The organism is uncultured Maribacter sp., from assembly GCF_947500985.1.
Taxonomy (GTDB): Bacteria; Bacteroidota; Bacteroidia; order Flavobacteriales; family Flavobacteriaceae; genus Maribacter.
The window spans coordinates 385388-404533 of the sequence record NZ_CANMTX010000003.1; the positions used below are offsets into that span (position 1 = coordinate 385388).

Here is a 19146-nt window from a genome sequence, read left to right on the forward strand (position 1 = left end):
TTATTAATTACTATATTTATGTTAAATCTAAGCAGACGCTTAGTTATTAATTAAAAAAAATGCTACAAGTGTAAAAATGTTATCTTAATAATGCCTTTTAGCTGTTCCTCTTTAAACACTTTTGATGAAATTGACAGACCTAAAAGAGCGTTCATTAAATAGTCAGCTTGTACTTCTATTTCTTTTACATCCCTTGAGTCGTCTTGCTTTAGGTTCCTTACAAAAAGTTCTCTAATATTTGAAGAAAAACGTTTTAAAGCCGCCATAATAATCGGACTCGAATCTTCCTTGATTTCATTTACGGTATTTGTAACCAGGCAACCTTTAAAAATTGCACCTTCTCTAGAAAAATCAAGAAAATCAAGAAAATATTCTTTAATACCTTCTACTCCATTATTAGATTTCTCTAAGGTATTGGTGATGGCTTTTATTTGGGTATTATAAAGTTTAATACTTTCTAAGAATACACCCTCTTTGTTTTTAAAGCTGGCATAAATAGAGAACTGGTTAATACCCATTTCTTTTTCCAACATACGAACCGATGTGCTTTCATAGCCATTACGCCAGAACAAGCGCATTGCATTATCTATGACTTCTGTTTCGTTATATTGTTTTTTACGTGCCATTATTTCTAATTACACTACAAAACTAAGCAAGTGCTTTGATATAAAAAAACTTTTAACTTTTGATTAAGGGTGCAACCACCTTAAAACAAAATAACCTATTGAAATACAATGCAATAGGTTATTCAATATAAACAAAAGGAGGTAAATTAATTTACCTTTTTTTAATAATCTCATCAATATTACCCGCTAAATACATATGGTCATTGGCAGAGTTTTTACGAAGCACATTGGTCATTAGCACTACCATATACCTACAATTATCTGGGTGCTCCACGATAATAACAGAATTCATAAAGTTGGTTACGTTACCCATATACTTACCACAAGACTCACCTTTGCTTCTATCGCATTTATACAACGAACCTGATTTAAAATAAACTGCCGCTTCTTTCAATGCTGGCGATTGTGCGTATCTAATTCTACGATCTGTCATATACATCAATCGCTTCATTTCTAAACTAGAAGCTTCATCAACCACCTTACCCTGTTCTAATTGCACCAAGAATTTCATTAACCCCTGTGGAGAACCTATACTACCGCCCTTATCACCTACATAGGTATTTGCACCTCTAGTGAAGAAACTACCTAGTCGCCATTCATCAGATGTGATACCTAAATCGCGCAACGGCAAATTGACTACATCATTACTTAAATCTGTCAACTCCTTTTTTGGAGTTTCTTTAAAATAGTTATCCGCATCTTCTTGGGTCATCTCTGGGTATTTTTCACCGAAAGCCGCCATCAAAAGTGCTTCTCTCCAAACAATACTTGCAGAACTATTATTACTTACAGACAACATATGATCAGCCCATTCATATAAGGAGAAAACATCACTAGCAATTACTTGTCGCTTTACCAAGGTATTCTTTTCAATATTATAAATAGGTATGGTGTGTTCATCTGTCAAGCCCCAAACTCCAGCTTTTACAGTTTTATTCTTCAACAATCGTGTTCTTTTTTCGAATGAATCCGGATAAATTTTTTCCAACTGTGTAAACAATCCTAATAGAACAGCCAATTTACCAACACTACCGGGCTGATAACCTGCTGTTTCATTTCGTTCTGCATAGCGTACATTTTCTGGATCAGAAATATCTAAAACAGTCAATGAATAACTTTTATCTAAACCACGGAAGAGTGCACTGATTTCTTTCTGAAAATCTTCGTTCACTTGCATTAACCCCATGGCACTATCATTCTTTCTCGATAGTAGATTTAATTGAATGTCGTTGTAAGATTTCATTGCTCCTGTAGGTAAAGCGGTCGCATCTTTTATCTCTCCGCTTTTAATCATTTCTAAACGCTTTAAACGTTTAATACCTGTTCGCTCGTAACCATCTATTGGATAATAGGTATATGTTGTAAATGCAGATGCACTTATAACTACAATCAATAATATTAGTATTCTCTTCATTATAATTTTGTGCTTAACGAGATTTCTTTCTCTGTATTAATTTTCGGAGTAATAGATTCTAGATACCCAGAACTCAACGCTTTTTTATTCTCAACAAATGGTCTTATTTGAAACAACCATAATTTATCTTCTTTAAAACCTAACTCTACATCATAAGCACCTTCATAATCTGAATTTGTTTCTTTAGGCAAGGTTTCACGAATAGTTTTTGCTAAAGTCTTGATTTCGGCCATGTTCTTTTCATTCACTACCCATTTCTGAAACGTAGCTGCTTTTTTACCTGTACCGCCAGTTACAGGTAAAGTGTTATACATTGGCTCGCGTGCAGGTGCCAATAAACGATAGCCATTACTATCATATATAGTATACGTTTCTGCGGACTGACCATCTACTGCACCACCTGCTCCTCTACTGAAAGCTACCGTTAAATCTTTATCGTTACCCGAATTGATTCCTTTTGTAATTAGAACTCCCGAATAATCTACATCTACACTTGGTATCACCAAAATAGAAGGAAACACATTCTCAGGATTCAACAAATACACCTGTCTCCATTTAAAGCTACGTTCGGTATATGGTGATGCCCACACATCTTTTATGCCTTCTAAAACTTTCTCTTTATCCAGCACATTGAATAATGTTAAGTTTAATCCTGCACCAGTAAATTCTTTAAGATCCTCCATATTGGTATCGCTACGCAAGAACACGGGAATTTTTCCAAAATCTGACCCAAGAACAGATTTGAATTTTGCTTCCAGTTGATTCATAAAATCTTCTTTCAACGGCATTTTCTTGATGGCACCCCTTAAAGTCTCTAATTGTAGTAACTGATAATTTTCAACTTCTGGCTCTGATACATTTGCACTGCGCATACGCTCAGCTTCCACAAACATCGCATTTAAATATTCCCAATACGAACTATTCTCACCAGTCATTTGTTGATCCATATGATCTCTGAAAATTCCGAACGGAATCACTAACCCCTCAACCACCTGCTCTGGAAACATTTTTTTCAACTGTCCAAGATTGGCAGCTTTTGGTCCGCATAATGCTCCGGAATCACTTGCATCTACATCACGCATATTTAAGACATCTGTATTGCCCAATTGAATCTTTTCTACAGGCACTTCAATCTTATCGGTATTTCGTTCTTTCTTTACGAACAGACCGCGTTCTAGATCCGTCATCTGCGATTCTGGTTTCAAGATCACATTTCCCTTATTAGAAACCGCATAAAACACGCGGTCACCATCATATTTCTTTAAACTTTGAAGATTTTGGTCAGATAACGCAGCATTCGGTATACCTAAATTACGTGCCAATAACTGCACGTGCGAAACCATATTACCCTCTGCCACAGTTGCAATACCAGCTACAGGTTTTAAATCTGATGGTGATCTTTGAAAAATATAAATCTTATCTGCCGATACTTCAATATCTTCAGATGAGCCATCAACAACGACCAACTCCCCAAATGCATACCCAGGGTTTAACCCTCTAAATGTACTTTGGTTGGCAATGTCCATCACTTTATTCGTCAAGGCAGATTCTTGTGAAATAAAATCACCAAGTTCACCTACACTTTGTCCTAAATGTAAGGCAACAGAACCTCTAATTCTATCATCTATAAATGCATATGCTTTGGGCTCAAATGTGGTATATGTATTAACCACTTCTTGATAATTCGCTTTTACCATAGCTGCGCTCCACTCTACTGCAGCTCTTGCCGTTTCTAATACCTGTGTTAGTTCTGCCAAGCTCAATTGATCTTGATTGAACTTACTAAGTGCACCAGAAATTTGCTCCCATTCCCATAGTTCTAAATACCCTGCACCGACCGATGCCGTTGTCAACGCACAAATTTTTTCTAATTGTCCGCTTACCGTTGTTGGTTGCCAATTCGGTGCATTTTGAAATAATAGCTCTTCTAATTTTAAAGAAATGTCCAATAACTGCAAACGTGCCAAAGAACGCTTTTCTGTTAACAATTCTTCTCTTATCTCTAAAAGCAATTGTGCCGTTTCATTTTCCGAATAAGAAGCGGTTTCATCATTCGACCTACCATTAACAAATGACTGAACCTTATCGCCTAAAGTTGTGCCTTTTATTAATTTTGATTTGTTCAGCAAAGCCTGAACATCTACAGGCTTAAAGAACGTATTCATGGTAGCTACCAAACCGTCAAGTTTTTTATTTAAATCTGCAGTTAAAGATTTTTGATTTTTAGCTTTAAAGTCGATTACTTTCTGAATATCTGATTTCTCAGGCTGACTGTGAATTTTTGTTCTTAGATCCATAAAAGGAACATACAAATCTGAGATCACCTTAGATTCGCTTCTCATCAACTGCGCTACATTGTCATCACCATTATGAGGAATATCTTTTAAAGATTGACGAATGAGATAGAAATTATCTGTAACCACAGCATCTTTAGATAAAATGGTTTTATAAAAATCGATACCCCAAGCTTCTTCATCTTCTACTTGAACCGAACCTCTATAGAACTGTCCTTTTTGATTGATCCATCCGTTATCGACCAATCGCAAATATTTATCTAATTGGTATTGTTTTAACCGAGAATGATTGTGGTTGTTATCCCATAATTCGTCTATAGTTGTATAAGCCAAAATTTGACCTAAATAAACATGATTGCTTTTACCCAAAGCAACCACTTCATCTTTATAACGTGCATGCTGCACACCAGGACTAATATTGTCTGGGCAAGGATCTTTAGGCTGACGAATACTACCATCGGTACAAAACCATCGAATATCTTTATATGGACCTCGAATATCACTTTTATATTTCTCAACCAATGTCTGAACATTTTCGACCGCTAAAGATGATTGCGCCTGAGCACTATGACCCAATGTAAAAAGCACACAGATCAATGCAATAAAGACGGTATTTAAATTACTTTTTTTCAATTGAATTATATTATTTTATTTACCAAAGGTACTATCAAATATGATTATTTAATTCGCTAACATATAATTATTTTAAATACAATAATGTAAAAATATCTTACTGAATTACAGAAGGTTAAGATTAAAAAAAAGATTCATAATAAAATGATAAAATTATTCGTTATTCAACTAATTAGATTTCATTTGTATCAACTTTTTAAGTCGATAAACAAGACTTAAAAAACGGACAAGAAAATCTATAATTAACTAAACAAGTAAAAAAATGAAATCACTTTTAATAGTATTGTTCGTAGCAGTTTCTTCGTTGACCTCTTATGGCCAAGATACCAGCACTATGAACGGAACGTATGAAGGCTATATTGATGGCGTATACGCTTTTTCTGATGGTGAAGGTTACACTACAGAGTTCACTAACATTACAGATGATGTTGCGAATGAATTCGATTTAAACAGCGAAAAATTTGTTGGTAAACAATTCATGATCACTTTCACTGTAGATTCTGAGTTAGATGAAGATGATGAAGAAATTCAAGTTAGCACTATAGTTAAATTGCTAATGCCAATCTAAACACATATTAAGGACCTAAAAAAGGTCCTTTTTTTATGCCGTAAATCGTGGCAAAAAAGATGCGTATATTAACAAAAATTTTCTCCCTTCAAAGACCCGATTCTTTTTCGTTTCTTTGTAATTCATAACAAAATATAAAATGACTTTACTAGGTATTGATGTAGGTGGCTCAGGAATTAAAGGAGCATTAGTTAATTCGGAAACAGGAGAAATGATCTCTGAACGCCATAGAATACCTACCCCCATACCTAGAACACCAGAAGCAATGACCGATGTAATTGCTCAAATTGTGAAGCATTTTGATTACAAAGGCAAAGTTGGCTGTGGTTTTCCAACCATTATTAAAAACGGAGTCTGTAAAGCTACCGGCAATCTTGACAAAAGCTGGTTGGGTGTAAATGTAGAAGAGTTATTAGAAAAGAAAACCGGATTAGATTTTACCGTAATCAATGATGCAGATGCTGCAGGTTATGCTACCATGAACTATGGCACTGGTAAAGGTAAAAAAGGATTCGTTGTAATGATTACCATTGGCACAGGTTTAGGTAGTGGTGCTTTTTTAGATGGTAGATTGATCCCTAATTTCGAGTTAGGCCAAATTCCGTATAAAGGATATTCTAAAATTGAAAAATGGGCAGCTGGATCGGCAAAAGACCGTGAAGGACTATCTTATAAAAAATGGGGAAAAAGATTCAACACCTTCTTAGAGTATGTTGAATTAATCGTTTCGCCAGATTTAATTATTCTTGGTGGTGGAGCCTCAAAAGATTTTGATGAGTTTAAATCTAAGATTAAAATTGATACCAAGGTAATACCCGCAGCGCTTCAAAATCACGCAGGTATTATTGGTGCGGCAGTGGCATCCCAATACAAAATAAAAAAAGCTTAAAATCTTTATAGTAAAGAATAAAAAAAATCCCAAAGTAAACTTTGGGATTTTTTTTAAGATGATATGTAAGAATTTTTTATTCCATAATCTTAGCATCAACAGGTGCATCAAAAAAGTCTTTAGGTAATTCTTTTTCAAAAGAAACATCTGTAAAATCAATTTTAGTGATATAGCCACCTGGCTGATTATCTTTAACTGTCCAATACGTTTTAAAACCACCTGGCATCGTAATACCATCTACCACATGCTCGCCAATAAATTCTGTAAATTTTTCTGGTGCATGACCTCCATCTTTAAAGTACTCAGGGTATGAAACGATATATCTCATAACCGCTATTTTATTCGTCTCTTTATTTACATATAAAATGTAGTAATCATCTGGCGCATCACCTGTTTCAGCATCAAAAGTGACTTTGACCACATTATAATCTTTTTCCTTAAAAGTTGTTGGCTTCAACAATTCTAAATTTACCCCTTCACCACTTAACACAAACGGATGACCAACAAACCACAATGGTGTTAGCGCCCAGAATTTCGTATCATATGCAAATGCCGTACTGTCTTTAGCCATTACCCAAGCTTTTTCACCTGTCCACCCAAATTTAGCAGAACTATCTGTAGCACTTGTATGCACCGATCTGTTGCTCCACGTATCTACAGTTTGGTAACTATCTCTAGCCGTTTTACCATCTAAAGGTTGATAATTAAAACGAAATGTAATTGGTCCGTTGGCATACCAAGTATCTAATCCACCATGAGCTTCCATAGCATTCCAAATAACTTTTCCTGCTTCCGTAGTATTTAGTCGTTCTTTTGTTTTTGCAACTCTAGAAGATACCCATGATTCAGGCACTTCTATTACCGTTGATTCTGTGACCACCTCTTCAGCGGTTTCGATTGTTTTTTTAGGTGTCTCTTTACAGGATATAAATACTGCAAATACTGATAAAAGTGAAAATTTGTAAAGTAATTTCATAGTTGTGTGCCGTTTAGTTTATTATCCAGTTATGATCAGACGGCTTTATGATCTAAACTAGCTATTTTACGTTCCTCGTAATTTTCTGCTACCACCTTATCTAATTCTGCTGGTGCTTCAAAATTTAAAATATTTTCTTTCAGTCGTTCTTCACCCCCAAAAATAACTTGAATTTCTTTATTAAATAATCCCTCTAACGATCGCTCTGCAACATACTCTGGCGCATCCATTTTTCTACCTTTAAATTTTTGCATCATTTCAGTATCTGTAGCTGTTGGAAATGCACAGGTTACCGATACTTTAAAAGGTGCCAATTCTCTTCTCATAGAATCTGAAAACTGACGAATAGCCGCTTTAGTGCTACCATAAACCGCATAGAATGGCATTCCGATCAATCCCAAACCCGATGAAATGTTTAAAATATATGCATCTTCAGAAAATTTTAAAAGCGGAATACAGTACTTGGTCAATAACATTACAGCGGTAAGGTTTACAGCAACCTGATCATAAAGGTCTTCATCTTGTATATCTTCTAAAGGACCAGCGGCAACGATACCGGCATTATTTATCAATATATCTAAATGACCCCATTTATCTTCTATGCGCGCCGCAGCATCGCGTAAAACTTGAATGTTGGCAATATCGCCAGCAATTCTAATAAAGTTTACTTCAGGATATTCTAATGATAAATCTTTAAGATTTTTCTTATCGCGTGCAATGACCGCAATATTGGTAACCCCGTCTTTAATTAGGTTTTGAACCATGCATTTACCAATACCCCGAGTACCCCCAGTAATGAGCACATTTTTTCCTTTTAGTTGCATAATAATGTTAGTTTGAGTTGTGATTAAATTCCACTTTAAATTAGCTAAAATTCTATGCAGAAACGAAGAAAAATACAGGATGAATGCATTATTAAGAATGTAGGAAAATCTAACCTATTTTTTTGCATTTTTCTGAACACACAGACACTAAATAACATTATATCAGCGTAGTAATCACAAAATACACTTCACCAACAACCTTCAATAAACCATTAAAAATAAAAAAACCACCCGATTGGGTGGTTTCTATAATTAAAAGCAAAAAAAAGCTCCTTAAAAAAGGAGCTTTTTTTCTTATGCTATTTTATTTCTCTTACGCTCATTTTCTGTCAAATAGATTTTACGTAAACGTAAATGCTTTGGAGTAACCTCAACATACTCATCTTTTTGAATGTATTCTAATGCTTCTTCAAGAGAAAACTTAATTGCAGGAACAATTTTAGCTTTATCATCTGCACCAGAAGAACGAACGTTAGATAATTTTTTAGTTTTAGTAATGTTAACGGTCATATCATCTCCACGAGAGTTTTCACCGATAACTTGACCTTCGTAAATATCTTCACCCGGATCAACAAAAAACTTACCACGATCTTGTAATTTATCGATAGAATAAGGAATTGCTTTTCCTCTTTCCATAGAAACTAAAGAACCATTTTGTCTTTGTGGAATATCACCTTTCATTGGTTGATACTCTAAGAAACGGTGTGCCATAATAGCCTCACCAGCAGTAGCCGTTAACAATTGGTTACGAAGACCGATGATACCACGTGATGGAATTTGAAATTCACATAACATACGGTCACCTTTTGCTTCCATACTAGTCATCTCACCTTTTCGTATAGATACCATTTCAACTGCTCTACCAGAAACTTCTTCAGGTAAATCAATAGTTAAATGCTCGATAGGCTCACATTTAACACCGTCAATCTCTTTTATAATTACTTGTGGTTGTCCAATTTGTAATTCATAACCTTCGCGACGCATAGTTTCAATAAGAACAGAAAGGTGTAATACACCACGTCCGAATACTAAAAACTTATCTGCACTATCAGTTTCGTTTACACGTAACGCCAAGTTTTTCTCTAATTCTTTTGCTAAACGATCTTTAATATGTCTAGAGGTAACAAACTTACCATCTTGACCAAAGAAAGGGCTATCATTAATAGTGAACAACATACTCATTGTAGGCTCATCAATTGCGATAGTTTTTAATGCTTCAGGATTTTCGATATCGGCAACTGTATCACCAATTTCAAAACCTTCAACACCAACTAATGCACAAATATCACCAGTTTCAACTTCTTGTACTTTCTTACGACCAAGACCTTCGAAAACATAAAGTTCTTTGATTTTAGATTTCACGATAGAACCATCGCGTTTTACCAAAGAAATTTGTTGATTCTCTTTCAACGATCCTCTTTGTAATCTACCGATAGCAATTCTACCAGTAAATGAAGAGAAATCTAAAGAAGTAATCAACATTTGAGTGTTTCCTTCTTTTGGTTCAAAAAGAGGAATATGCTCAATAACCATATCTAATAATGGCTCAATATTGGTAGTTTCGTTTTTCCAATCTTCACTCATCCAGTTGTTCTTTGCAGAACCGTATACTGTAGGGAAGTCTAACTGCCATTCTTCAGCACCTAGTTCGAACATAAGATCAAAAACTTTTTCATGTACTTCATCTGGAGTACAGTTTTCCTTATCAACTTTATTGATAACCAAACAAGGCTTCAAACCTAAATCGATTGCCTTTTGAAGTACAAAACGTGTTTGTGGCATAGGACCCTCGAAAGCATCTACCAATAATAAAACACCATCTGCCATATTCAATACACGCTCTACTTCACCACCAAAATCGGCGTGACCAGGAGTATCAATAATATTTATTTTAGTATCCTTATATATAACGGAAACGTTTTTGGAAGTAATGGTAATACCACGCTCTCTTTCCAAATCGTTATTATCCAAAATTAAATCACCTGTATTCTCGTTTTCACGAAACAAGCTACAGTGGTACATTATTTTGTCTACCAAGGTTGTTTTACCGTGGTCAACGTGCGCAATGATCGCAATATTTTTTGTAGTAGTGGACATAAAAGGTCTTATTTAAGCGTGCAAAGATACTTTAAATAATGATAGTTGCACTTAAACTTATGTTATTTTTATCTTATTGATTTTGAGATAGTTCGCTAAAGCGATGCTTACTTTTTTCTACCACCAATTACCCAACCCAATCTAACATCAATTAAAATGCCCGCATCTGTATTATATTCATTAACGAAAACACCAGGTCCAAAAGCCAAACCAAAATAAAAACCTTTCTTATAAGTACGCTGTAAACCATATACTAACGCCATATTATAATAGTAATCTGATGCATACTCTAAATTACCAATTATAGGTGTCCCAAATTGTAATTGATTCAAAAAACTAATGTAGTTACCCGTATTTCCAGATATATTTTTCCCTTTAGAAAGTCTTCTATCAAAGTTAATGTATTGCCTAACATCTGCTTCTAAACCAGGATAGAGTCCAAAATTAGTTTCTCTATCTGACCCTCCGTTAAGTGCAAAACCTAAAAAAGCCTCTAAATTCAACGTAGTTTTAGAACCAATACCTAGTTCGTAAGACACCCCTGGCGCCAATAAATTAACTTTAAAGAGTCCGTCTTCTACTAGTTTGTCAGATTGGGCGTTAGCATAAAAAACTGACATAAGAATAATTGAAAGAAAGGTGATTTTTTTCATGATTGTTTATGATTAGAAATTATTCGGATTATATATCAAATATCAGACCACATTAATCGAACGTAGGTTTTCTAGATTTTCGTTTTGTCGCTACCCAACCAAAATTAACATTCAGCAAAAAACCATGCCCATTATCTACGCCGTTTCCATCAAAATAACCGTAACCTACCTCTGCATTTATATTAAAACCTTTTCTATTGGTACGCTGAATACCGTATACTCCGCCATAGAAAGCAAAGTTATAATCACTACTTCCGTCAGTGATATTATCAACCAACTGTACGGGTTCCCAAAATATACTACGCGCAGGTCCAATATAATTTGCAGAGTTACCAACTACATTTTTATTAATATCTAAGCGTTCTTGAAAGTTATGGTAATACCTAATCCTGGTATGCCACGCATAGCCCAAAGCATAGCCCTCTTGGTAGCGAGCAAAAGCTGGAGTAAAACTAGTTGATGCGCTTACATTTTTAAAAAGACCTAATTCATATCGAATACCGGGTCCCAGAAGATTAATCGTAAATTGATGTCGTTCTAGATTGACGAGTCCATTGCCTTTTTCAGAAAAATCTCTAATCTGGGATTGGACGTTTGTAATAGATAAAAACAGAAGAATTACAGTAATTTTTTTCATGTAGTTTGATTGATGTTGCAACTAAAACTACATGTTTCTAAAAACGTAACCACCAGATTTAATGAAATATTAAGAAAATACTTACGTAATTAACGACCAACGCACCAGCGCTTTTCGCTTATTATAAAACCAATACTTAAATTAACTACAGGGTAAATTGTTCCATCAAATTGCCCATCATAATATGCCGCACCGGCATCTACAGAAAAATTAAAACCAGAATCATAACTACGTTGTATACCAGTCACCAAACCGGCATAACCGAAAGCCCCTGCTACATTTTCATTGGCAATAGTTCGTGAACCCGGAAAAAAGACCGCCACAGCAGGCGCTACATAATTAGCAGAATTACCATAAATCTGTTTTCTTTTGCGTTGTCGCTTTTCAAAATTATAGTAATACCGATATTGACCAGCTATTGCAGGAAAAACTCCAAACTCCCTATACACATCTGGCAACAATGGGTCTAAAGCAACTTGAATACCTGCTTTAATATCAAGGGTAGTGTTGGTACCCAATGCCATTTCGTATTCTATACCGGGATTAATAAGGTTAATCTTCACCTGCCTCAGTTCACAATTTTTACCAAATTGAGCATGAACATTACCTGCAAAAAATATCAGCAATATTAAAATAAGAAACTGTTTGATTTTCATTTCGATTTGGGGTTTCGACAATCTTATCTTAATAGAACAGTAAGCTTCTTAAAATAGTATCTTTGATTAAAAATATTCGACGAATGAACCTATCCCTAATACCCCAAATAAAACATACAGACAGTAATAACTTCTTTCTACTTTCAGGACCTTGCGCCATTGAAGGTGAAGACATGGCAATGCGCATTGCAGAGCATATTATTACCATAACCGATGAGCTTAAAATATCTTATGTATTTAAAGGAAGTTTCAAGAAAGCAAATCGTAGTCGTTTAGATTCATTTACAGGTATTGGAGATGAGAAGGCATTAAAGATTCTACGTAAAGTTTCTGAGACATTCAAAGTACCAACGGTTACCGATATACATACAGAACAAGATGCTGTTATGGCAGCAGAATATGTAGATGTTCTTCAGATACCAGCATTTTTAGCGCGTCAAACAGATTTAGTTGTTGCCGCTGCACAAACTGGAAAAACGGTAAACATTAAGAAAGGACAATTTATGAGTCCTGAGAGTATGAAGCATGCCGTTAATAAAGTTACAGAGACGGGAAACCAGCAAGCTATTATTACTGATCGTGGCACCATGTTCGGTTACCAAGATATGATTGTAGATTTTAGAGGTGTACCCACCATGAAACAATTTGCCCCTGTGGTTTTAGATGTAACGCATTCGTTACAACAACCTAATCAAACTTCTGGTGTTACGGGTGGTAGACCAGCAATGATTGGCACTATGGCACGTGCAGGTGTTGCCGCAGGTGTTGACGGACTCTTTATAGAAACACATTTTGATTGCGCCAATGCAAAAAGTGATGGTGCCAATATGTTAGACTTAGGATTGATGAAAAAGCTATTGACAGATTTAGTAGCGTTGAGAGCTGTTGTTAATGAGTTTTAGATAGTAGCGATTAACTTTGAAACAATTAAAAACTATAATCTTAATCATATTATTAATCGTAATTATAGTTGCGCTTGGAATATATATGTCGGATTGGGACTTAACTAATCAAAATCTTATTCCATGGTTTATTGGTTTTTTGGCTTTAATTATTATACTCTTAATTGGGACATTACCAAAAAAGAATTGGCAAAGAATTCTGGTAATTATTGGACTAATAGCGGTAACCTCAGTCATTGGGTTTAATCTAATATTCTTTTCCTATTTCAAATGTGATGATAAAATTTCAACGACCTGGGAAATAGGAGACTATAACATCTCTTATGGTTACGCCGAGTGTTGGGCTGGATCAGCTCAAGAAGCAAAATATAATTTAGATAAAAGAAAATTAGGTGGACTTTTAAATAAAAGGATTGACACTGTTTGGAAATCGGAAACTGAAAATTTAATCACTAACAAAACATTTTTAAGCAACAAGAACTGTGTTATAAAATTTTTGGACGGAAAATATAAATTTGACCTTTGCTCAGAAAAGATTATACCTAATCAATAAAACATAGCTGCTATTTTTTTAGCTACGAAATATCCTTCTGCTTATAAAACCCATTTTTACGAACAGCATATGCATCCTGTAAAACATCTACCAGAATATCGTTATCAATATCTTCAAGTGTAGCGTATCGCAATGAACGTACTACTTTTCTGTTTTCAGAAATAAGTACGTTTAAATGTTTTGTAAGGTGGGCAGAGTTCCAAAAAGCGATATCTACATACTTCTTTTTGTGCGATGCATTCAGATAGCAAATGGGCGATTTACCAATATAAAAACAGGGAATATTCCATTTAAATTTCAGCTCAACCTCTGGTAATGTGGTCTCGATCATCATCTGCAGATGCATTAAAATTCCCCTGTACGGTTCCGGTTGGTTAAAAATATAGTCCTCTGCTGGTTTCATAATCAATTTAATTGCGTTAATTAAGATACGAATACATTTACTAATATGTATTTAAATATATAATTTTGACACACTTATAACTTATCAATGTTTAAAAAGACAACTACTGTTTTAATAATCACATTAATACTATGTACCTGCCATTCGTCTTTCTCTCAAGACGATCATGATCATAATTGGTATTTTAACAATAGTAAAAGTTTAAGTGAATTATGGGAGCTAGATGATGAGCATCAACGAGGAACGTTCATTCTAACTTCATATAAACCCATATACATAACTGCCGCAAAATTTTCTACCAATCCCAATGAATTTCCGCAAGCAGAAAATTCAGATAAGGTTTTAGACGAACCTAGCAGCCTTAATGCGGTAGAGTCAAAATTTCAAATAAGTCTCAAAACCAAAATCTTTCATGGTATGTTTGACGGACGTATGGATTTATGGATGGGCTATTCACAGACGGCATACTGGCAGATATATAATTCTGAACGTTCAAGACCTTTTCGTGAATTAAATTATAAGCCAGAAATCATAGCCAACTTTCCCGTTAAGTTTCCAATATTAGGCTTTGAAACAAAAATGATAGGTGCGGCTATTATTCATGAATCTAACGGCCAGTCTGATCCTATTTCTAGAAGTTGGAACCGTATTGCTTTTCATGCCGCATTTGAAAAAGGAAACTGGCAAGTAACACTAAAACCGTGGATACGCATTGGAAGTAAGATTGATGACAATGACAATATATCTGATTTTATTGGTCGTGGTGAAGCCGATATTAGTTATGACTGGGGCAGACAACGTTTTAGAGCCATTGCTAGACATTCTTTAAATCTAGGAGATAAAAGTCGTGGTAGCATACAGCTGAACTGGTCTTTTCCTATTTTCGAAAATTTCAACGGTCATTTTCAATTGTTTGATGGTTATGGTGAAACCCTAATTGATTATAACCATAGGCAAACCACTTTTGGTCTAGGAGTTTCATTGATAAACTAATGATTATAATTTACAATTTAAACGTAGCTTAAATATGTATTAAGTTGTATGCTAAATATATTCGTGATTAAAATTATCTTTTAGATTTCAACTGACAACTAAAAAATTTAGCACAATTACTTGAACATATTCATACCAAATTTCCATTTTATCAAATTTTACCTTACCATATTTAGTATAGTTACACCCAAGTCACCTTCAATCACTAATTACAAATAGCTCATAATCATAAGTTTAATTATTATTTTAAACTTTATTTATAATTAATCTAATTAAAAGTTGTGAGATAACACGACCAACTTTACATTTACTGTTCTTATTTAGATTAAATTAAAATAATTATTTTGAACAGACCTTTTTCCCTTATAATTCTATTTGTAATTGGGCTTTCATTTTCCCTGAATGCCCAAAATATTATTACCGGAAAAATTACAGATATAGATGACGTTCCTTTACCTGGAGCTACTGTAGTAGCCAAAGGGACCACTTCGGCTACTATTACAGATGAGCAAGGTAAGTACCAACTTAATTTAGTAGAAGGATCATATACCATAGTAGCTTCATACCTAGGTTTTAAATCGATTACCAAAAAAATTCAGGTAACCTCAGGCACCAATAATTTTACTTTTAAATTGGAAGAAGACTTTATGGCATTAGATGCTGTAGTAGTATCAGGGAAAAGCGATGCCCAAATTCTTAGGGAACAGGCGTATGCAGTTGAAGTAGTCGAAACAGAAGGATTCAAAAACCTATCTACAAACGGAAATGATATTTTAGCCAAAATACCCGGAGTGAACATTAGGCAATCCGGTGGTGTAGGATCTGATTTTTCACTTTCCTTAAACGGTTTATCTGGTAATCAAGTAAGAGTTTTTATAGATGGTATTCCTATGGATTATTTTGGTTCTTCATTGAGTCTAAATAACTTCTCTGCAAATCTTTTACAATCTATAGAAGTTTACAAAGGTGTTGTGCCTATCCACTTATCATCTGATGCTCTTGGTGGTGCCATAAATATCGTAACGGATCAAAATAGCGATAGCTTTCTAGATTTCTCTTATGGTCTAGGTTCATACCAAACACATATTGCTTCATTAAACACGCAATACAGAAATAAAAAGTCTGGTTTTGCAGTGCGCTTAAAATCATTCTATAACACCTCTCAAAACAATTACAAAGTACCTATTAAACTGGTAAATTTTGAAACAGGAAAAGAAGATGAAGAAGCTACAAATGTTGAACATTTTCATGATGCCTATAATTCTAAAATGGCATGGTTAGAAACCGGATTCTTAAAATCTTCATTTGCCGATAAATTAATGGTTGGTGTCATGTACTCTGATAATTATGATGAAGTACAACAACCAGCCAACGCAATTGGTGAAGCCAAAATACCTTATGGTGAAGTTACCAGCGAAGAGCAAAAAGTAATTGGTACTTTCTCATTCAAAAAAAATAGAATTTTTAATACCAAGCTCAATTTAAACGCTTACATGGTTGGCGTATTCTCAGAATCTAACAACATAGATATTAGTGACTATACCTACGACTGGTTTGGCAATAGAGAACTTAGAGACGATACATCTGTCGGTGAAATTGAAAACCGAAAAACCTATTTACGCTTACATACCGACAATTACCTTGGTAATTTAAATGGCGAGTATGAAATAAATGAAAACAATAACATCGCGGCAAATTATAGTTTAAATGCCCTTACCATACAAGGTAATGATGATTTTAAAGAAGAAAATAATACACAGTTTAGTGACCCAAGTGATGTTACTAAACAAGTAATGGCCTTTAGCTATACCAATGCTGCTTTCGATAATAAGTTAAAAAACACCATATTCACTAAATTCTATAATTACGATATATCTTCTTTAATCACCAATTACTCTGGCACAGAAACCGAGCCTTTAAATATTGAAAGAAAAAATACAGGTTTTGGTATTTCTAGCACCTATTTATGGAATGGCTTTCAGATTAAAGCATCTTTTGAAAATGCCATTAGATTTCCAGAAGTTAGTGAGCTTTTTGGTGACGGACTAAACATTGAACCCAGCCCTAGCCTATTACCCGAAAAAAGTAACAACTACAACGTTGGTGTTTCATTCAACAATAATTTCGGCAATAGTTCATTAAGACTTAGCGCAAATGGTTATATAAGAGATGCCGAAGATTTTATATTACCAGTAGTAGAGGGTATAAAAGTATACCACATCAATAACTGTAAAGTACTAGCGAAAGGTGTCGATTTTTCTGCAAATTACGTAGCAGCCAAAAAATTCTTCTTTGCATTAAGTGCTACCTATTTAGACTTAAGAGACAACAACGAATGGCTTAATGGTGTTGAAGGCAATAGCAACAGCCAATATAAAGTTAGGGTGCCAAACGTACCGTACTTTTTTTCTAATGGCTCTATCTCCTATAGACAACCTAATTTATTTAAAAATGAAGACAGTTTTACGTTTTCAATAAGTGAAAATTATGTGCATGAATTCTTCTATACTTGGGAGAATCTTGGAAGTTCAGAAAAACCATCAATTCCACAGCAATGGGTTACCAATGCAGAAGTGGTATATAGTATGAACGATCAAAAATACAACGTTTCAGTAGGTGTTGCGAATCTACTAAATGCTGATGTCTATGATAATTATCAACAACTAAGACCAGGCAGAACGTTTAATCTAAAACTACGCTACTTTATAAATTAAACACTAATTATTATGAAAAAAAATGATTTAAAACTGTTATTCTGTTTATTCTTATCTCTCGCTATATTTAGCTGTAGTGATGACGATACTGAGATTGAAGTAAATGACGATGTAGATAACGTTGAAGAAGATGAGACTGAAGAAGTTGCAGAAACTACCCTTGTAGCCAATTACTTTGTTGGCATTGAAGCTGCAACAGACCCAACCATTGATATCCTGACCCCTGCAACATCTCTTGATGAAGGCACTATTTCACCTGTAGGTAACGGAATAGAACAACCAGCTTGGATGACTTTTTTTCAAGGTGAAAACCAAATTATTGTTGGCGGTTATACATCTGCGCCAGAATTTACAAGTTACGCTATGGTAGATGGTGAACTCACTGAAGGGGAAAGTTTCTTTACATCGCAAACAGTTTATGCTTCTACAATAATTGATGAAAGCACTATGATTATGATTGGCGCCCCAAGAGAAGGGTATGCAGACAAGAACATTTATATAATTGATACCGAAACAATGTCTATTGCCACTACTGTAGCATCAGACTTTGGTAATGATGAAAATAATGGCTACTTAGCTTTCCCTACCGATGTAAATGTAACAGGGGACCATATGTTTGTTTCTTATTATTATATCGCTGCCGACGGTTCATTTGCTACGCCTACGGAACAAAATGCATCTGTTGCCGTGTTCACTTACCCAGGCTTAGAATTAGAGAAAATAATTGAAGATGAAAGAGCACCAAACATTGGTCGTTATTATTCATTAACAGGATTAGAGGAAGATGAAAATGGAAATATTTACACGTATTCTCCGTCTTCATTGGCTTGTGGTTATGCGCCAGTACCAACAACGAACTCTGGAATTTTACGTATAAATAACGGTGAAACAGAATTTGATGCTGATTTTTATATAGATTTTGAAACATTAAGTGGAGGTTATAAATTAAATGATTTGTACTATGTTGGCAACGGTAAAGCTGTTGTTCGTGTATTACAAGAAGATGAAGAAAATGCAGATTACTTATGGGCTACTTACGCACCCAATAGTTCTGTACCATTATTATCATACGGTATTTTAGACCTTACTACAGAAACATACACAGCAGTTTCAGGCGCTCCATTAAGTGGAGGTGGATGGGATGCTGCTAAGTATATTGAAGATGGCAAATTATTTGTAAATATTAGTAGTGCAACAGGCGCTAGTATTTACAGCATAGACCCAGAAACTGCAACCGCAACAGAAGCTGCAGCGATAGAGGGTAACTACGCAAAAGGTATTTTACAGATTACTACAGAAGAATAAGAATAGTTT

Annotated in this window: 17 protein-coding genes; 7 read left to right on the forward strand and 10 right to left on the reverse strand. The window is 34.8% G+C overall.

Annotation, left to right across the window (positions count from 1 at the left end):
• Positions 1–62: 62 nt before the first annotated feature.
• From Q0871_RS08105 to Q0871_RS08115, 3 genes are all read right to left on the reverse strand, one after another.
• The gene (locus tag Q0871_RS08105) at positions 63–626 is read right to left on the reverse strand and encodes a TetR/AcrR family transcriptional regulator (RefSeq protein ID WP_299320851.1); all 564 of its coding nucleotides are present in this window, start codon (positions 624–626) and stop codon (positions 63–65) included.
• Between the two features lie 151 nt (positions 627–777).
• On the reverse strand, positions 778–2040 hold the full coding sequence (locus Q0871_RS08110) for a serine hydrolase (RefSeq protein WP_299320854.1): 1263 nt from the start codon (positions 2038–2040) through the stop codon (positions 778–780).
• Positions 2040–4967 (reverse strand): PEP/pyruvate-binding domain-containing protein, encoded by a 2928-nt coding sequence (locus Q0871_RS08115; protein ID WP_367275134.1) that lies wholly within the window; start codon positions 4965–4967, stop codon positions 2040–2042. The genes Q0871_RS08110 and Q0871_RS08115 overlap by 1 nt, the downstream gene beginning before the upstream one ends.
• 262 nt (positions 4968–5229) lie before the next feature.
• On the opposite strand from Q0871_RS08115, the gene Q0871_RS08120 reads away from it, so the two are divergent.
• Together Q0871_RS08120 and ppgK are read left to right on the forward strand one after the other, a co-directional pair.
• Positions 5230–5535: a hypothetical protein gene (locus Q0871_RS08120; protein WP_299320856.1), complete on the forward strand. Its 306-nt coding sequence runs from the start codon at positions 5230–5232 to the stop codon at positions 5533–5535.
• A 139-nt stretch (positions 5536–5674) separates the two neighbouring features.
• Entirely contained in the window at positions 5675–6424 is a 750-nt protein-coding gene (gene ppgK, locus Q0871_RS08125) for a polyphosphate--glucose phosphotransferase (RefSeq protein ID WP_299320859.1), read from the forward strand.
• 76 nt (positions 6425–6500) lie between these two features.
• Here ppgK and Q0871_RS08130 read toward each other — a convergent pair whose 3' ends face one another.
• The 6 genes from Q0871_RS08130 to Q0871_RS08155 form a co-directional block, all read right to left on the reverse strand.
• The gene (locus Q0871_RS08130; protein WP_299320861.1) at positions 6501–7400 is read right to left on the reverse strand and encodes a DUF6503 family protein; all 900 of its coding nucleotides are present in this window, start codon (positions 7398–7400) and stop codon (positions 6501–6503) included.
• A 35-nt stretch (positions 7401–7435) separates the two neighbouring features.
• Positions 7436–8224, reverse strand: a complete 789-nt coding sequence (locus tag Q0871_RS08135; protein ID WP_299320864.1) for an SDR family oxidoreductase — start codon at positions 8222–8224, stop codon at positions 7436–7438.
• Between the two features lie 294 nt (positions 8225–8518).
• Positions 8519–10321, reverse strand: coding sequence for a translational GTPase TypA (gene typA / locus Q0871_RS08140; RefSeq protein WP_299320866.1), 1803 nt, complete (start codon positions 10319–10321; stop codon positions 8519–8521).
• A gap of 107 nt (positions 10322–10428) precedes the next feature.
• Positions 10429–10974, reverse strand: coding sequence for a hypothetical protein (locus tag Q0871_RS08145; RefSeq protein ID WP_299320868.1), 546 nt, complete (start codon positions 10972–10974; stop codon positions 10429–10431).
• Positions 10975–11026: 52 nt separating this feature from the next.
• On the reverse strand, positions 11027–11611 hold the full coding sequence (locus Q0871_RS08150) for a hypothetical protein (RefSeq protein WP_299320871.1): 585 nt from the start codon (positions 11609–11611) through the stop codon (positions 11027–11029).
• A gap of 89 nt (positions 11612–11700) precedes the next feature.
• The gene (locus Q0871_RS08155; RefSeq protein WP_299320874.1) at positions 11701–12267 is read right to left on the reverse strand and encodes a hypothetical protein; all 567 of its coding nucleotides are present in this window, start codon (positions 12265–12267) and stop codon (positions 11701–11703) included.
• Between the two features lie 83 nt (positions 12268–12350).
• On the opposite strand from Q0871_RS08155, the gene kdsA reads away from it, so the two are divergent.
• Entirely contained in the window at positions 12351–13169 is an 819-nt protein-coding gene (gene kdsA / locus Q0871_RS08160; RefSeq protein WP_299320876.1) for a 3-deoxy-8-phosphooctulonate synthase, read from the forward strand.
• A gap of 16 nt (positions 13170–13185) precedes the next feature.
• Complete coding sequence (locus tag Q0871_RS08165) at positions 13186–13722, forward strand: hypothetical protein (protein WP_299320879.1); 537 nt, start codon at positions 13186–13188, stop codon at positions 13720–13722.
• Between the two features lie 22 nt (positions 13723–13744).
• Here the strand turns inward: Q0871_RS08165 and Q0871_RS08170 are convergent, their stop codons facing one another.
• Complete coding sequence (locus Q0871_RS08170) at positions 13745–14125, reverse strand: DUF1801 domain-containing protein (protein WP_299320882.1); 381 nt, start codon at positions 14123–14125, stop codon at positions 13745–13747.
• An 87-nt stretch (positions 14126–14212) separates the two neighbouring features.
• Between Q0871_RS08170 and Q0871_RS08175 the strand changes: the two genes are divergently transcribed.
• The 3 genes from Q0871_RS08175 to Q0871_RS08185 all read left to right on the forward strand — a co-directional run bounded on the left by Q0871_RS08175 (position 14213) and on the right by Q0871_RS08185 (position 19137).
• The gene (locus Q0871_RS08175) at positions 14213–15118 is read left to right on the forward strand and encodes a phospholipase A (protein ID WP_299320885.1); all 906 of its coding nucleotides are present in this window, start codon (positions 14213–14215) and stop codon (positions 15116–15118) included.
• A 344-nt stretch (positions 15119–15462) separates the two neighbouring features.
• The gene (locus Q0871_RS08180; protein ID WP_299320888.1) at positions 15463–17832 is read left to right on the forward strand and encodes a TonB-dependent receptor; all 2370 of its coding nucleotides are present in this window, start codon (positions 15463–15465) and stop codon (positions 17830–17832) included.
• Between the two features lie 12 nt (positions 17833–17844).
• Positions 17845–19137 carry a DUF4374 domain-containing protein gene (locus Q0871_RS08185; RefSeq protein ID WP_299320891.1) on the forward strand — a complete coding sequence of 431 codons (1293 nt, stop codon included), beginning with the start codon at positions 17845–17847 and terminating at the stop codon, positions 19135–19137.
• Positions 19138–19146 lie beyond the last annotated feature (9 nt).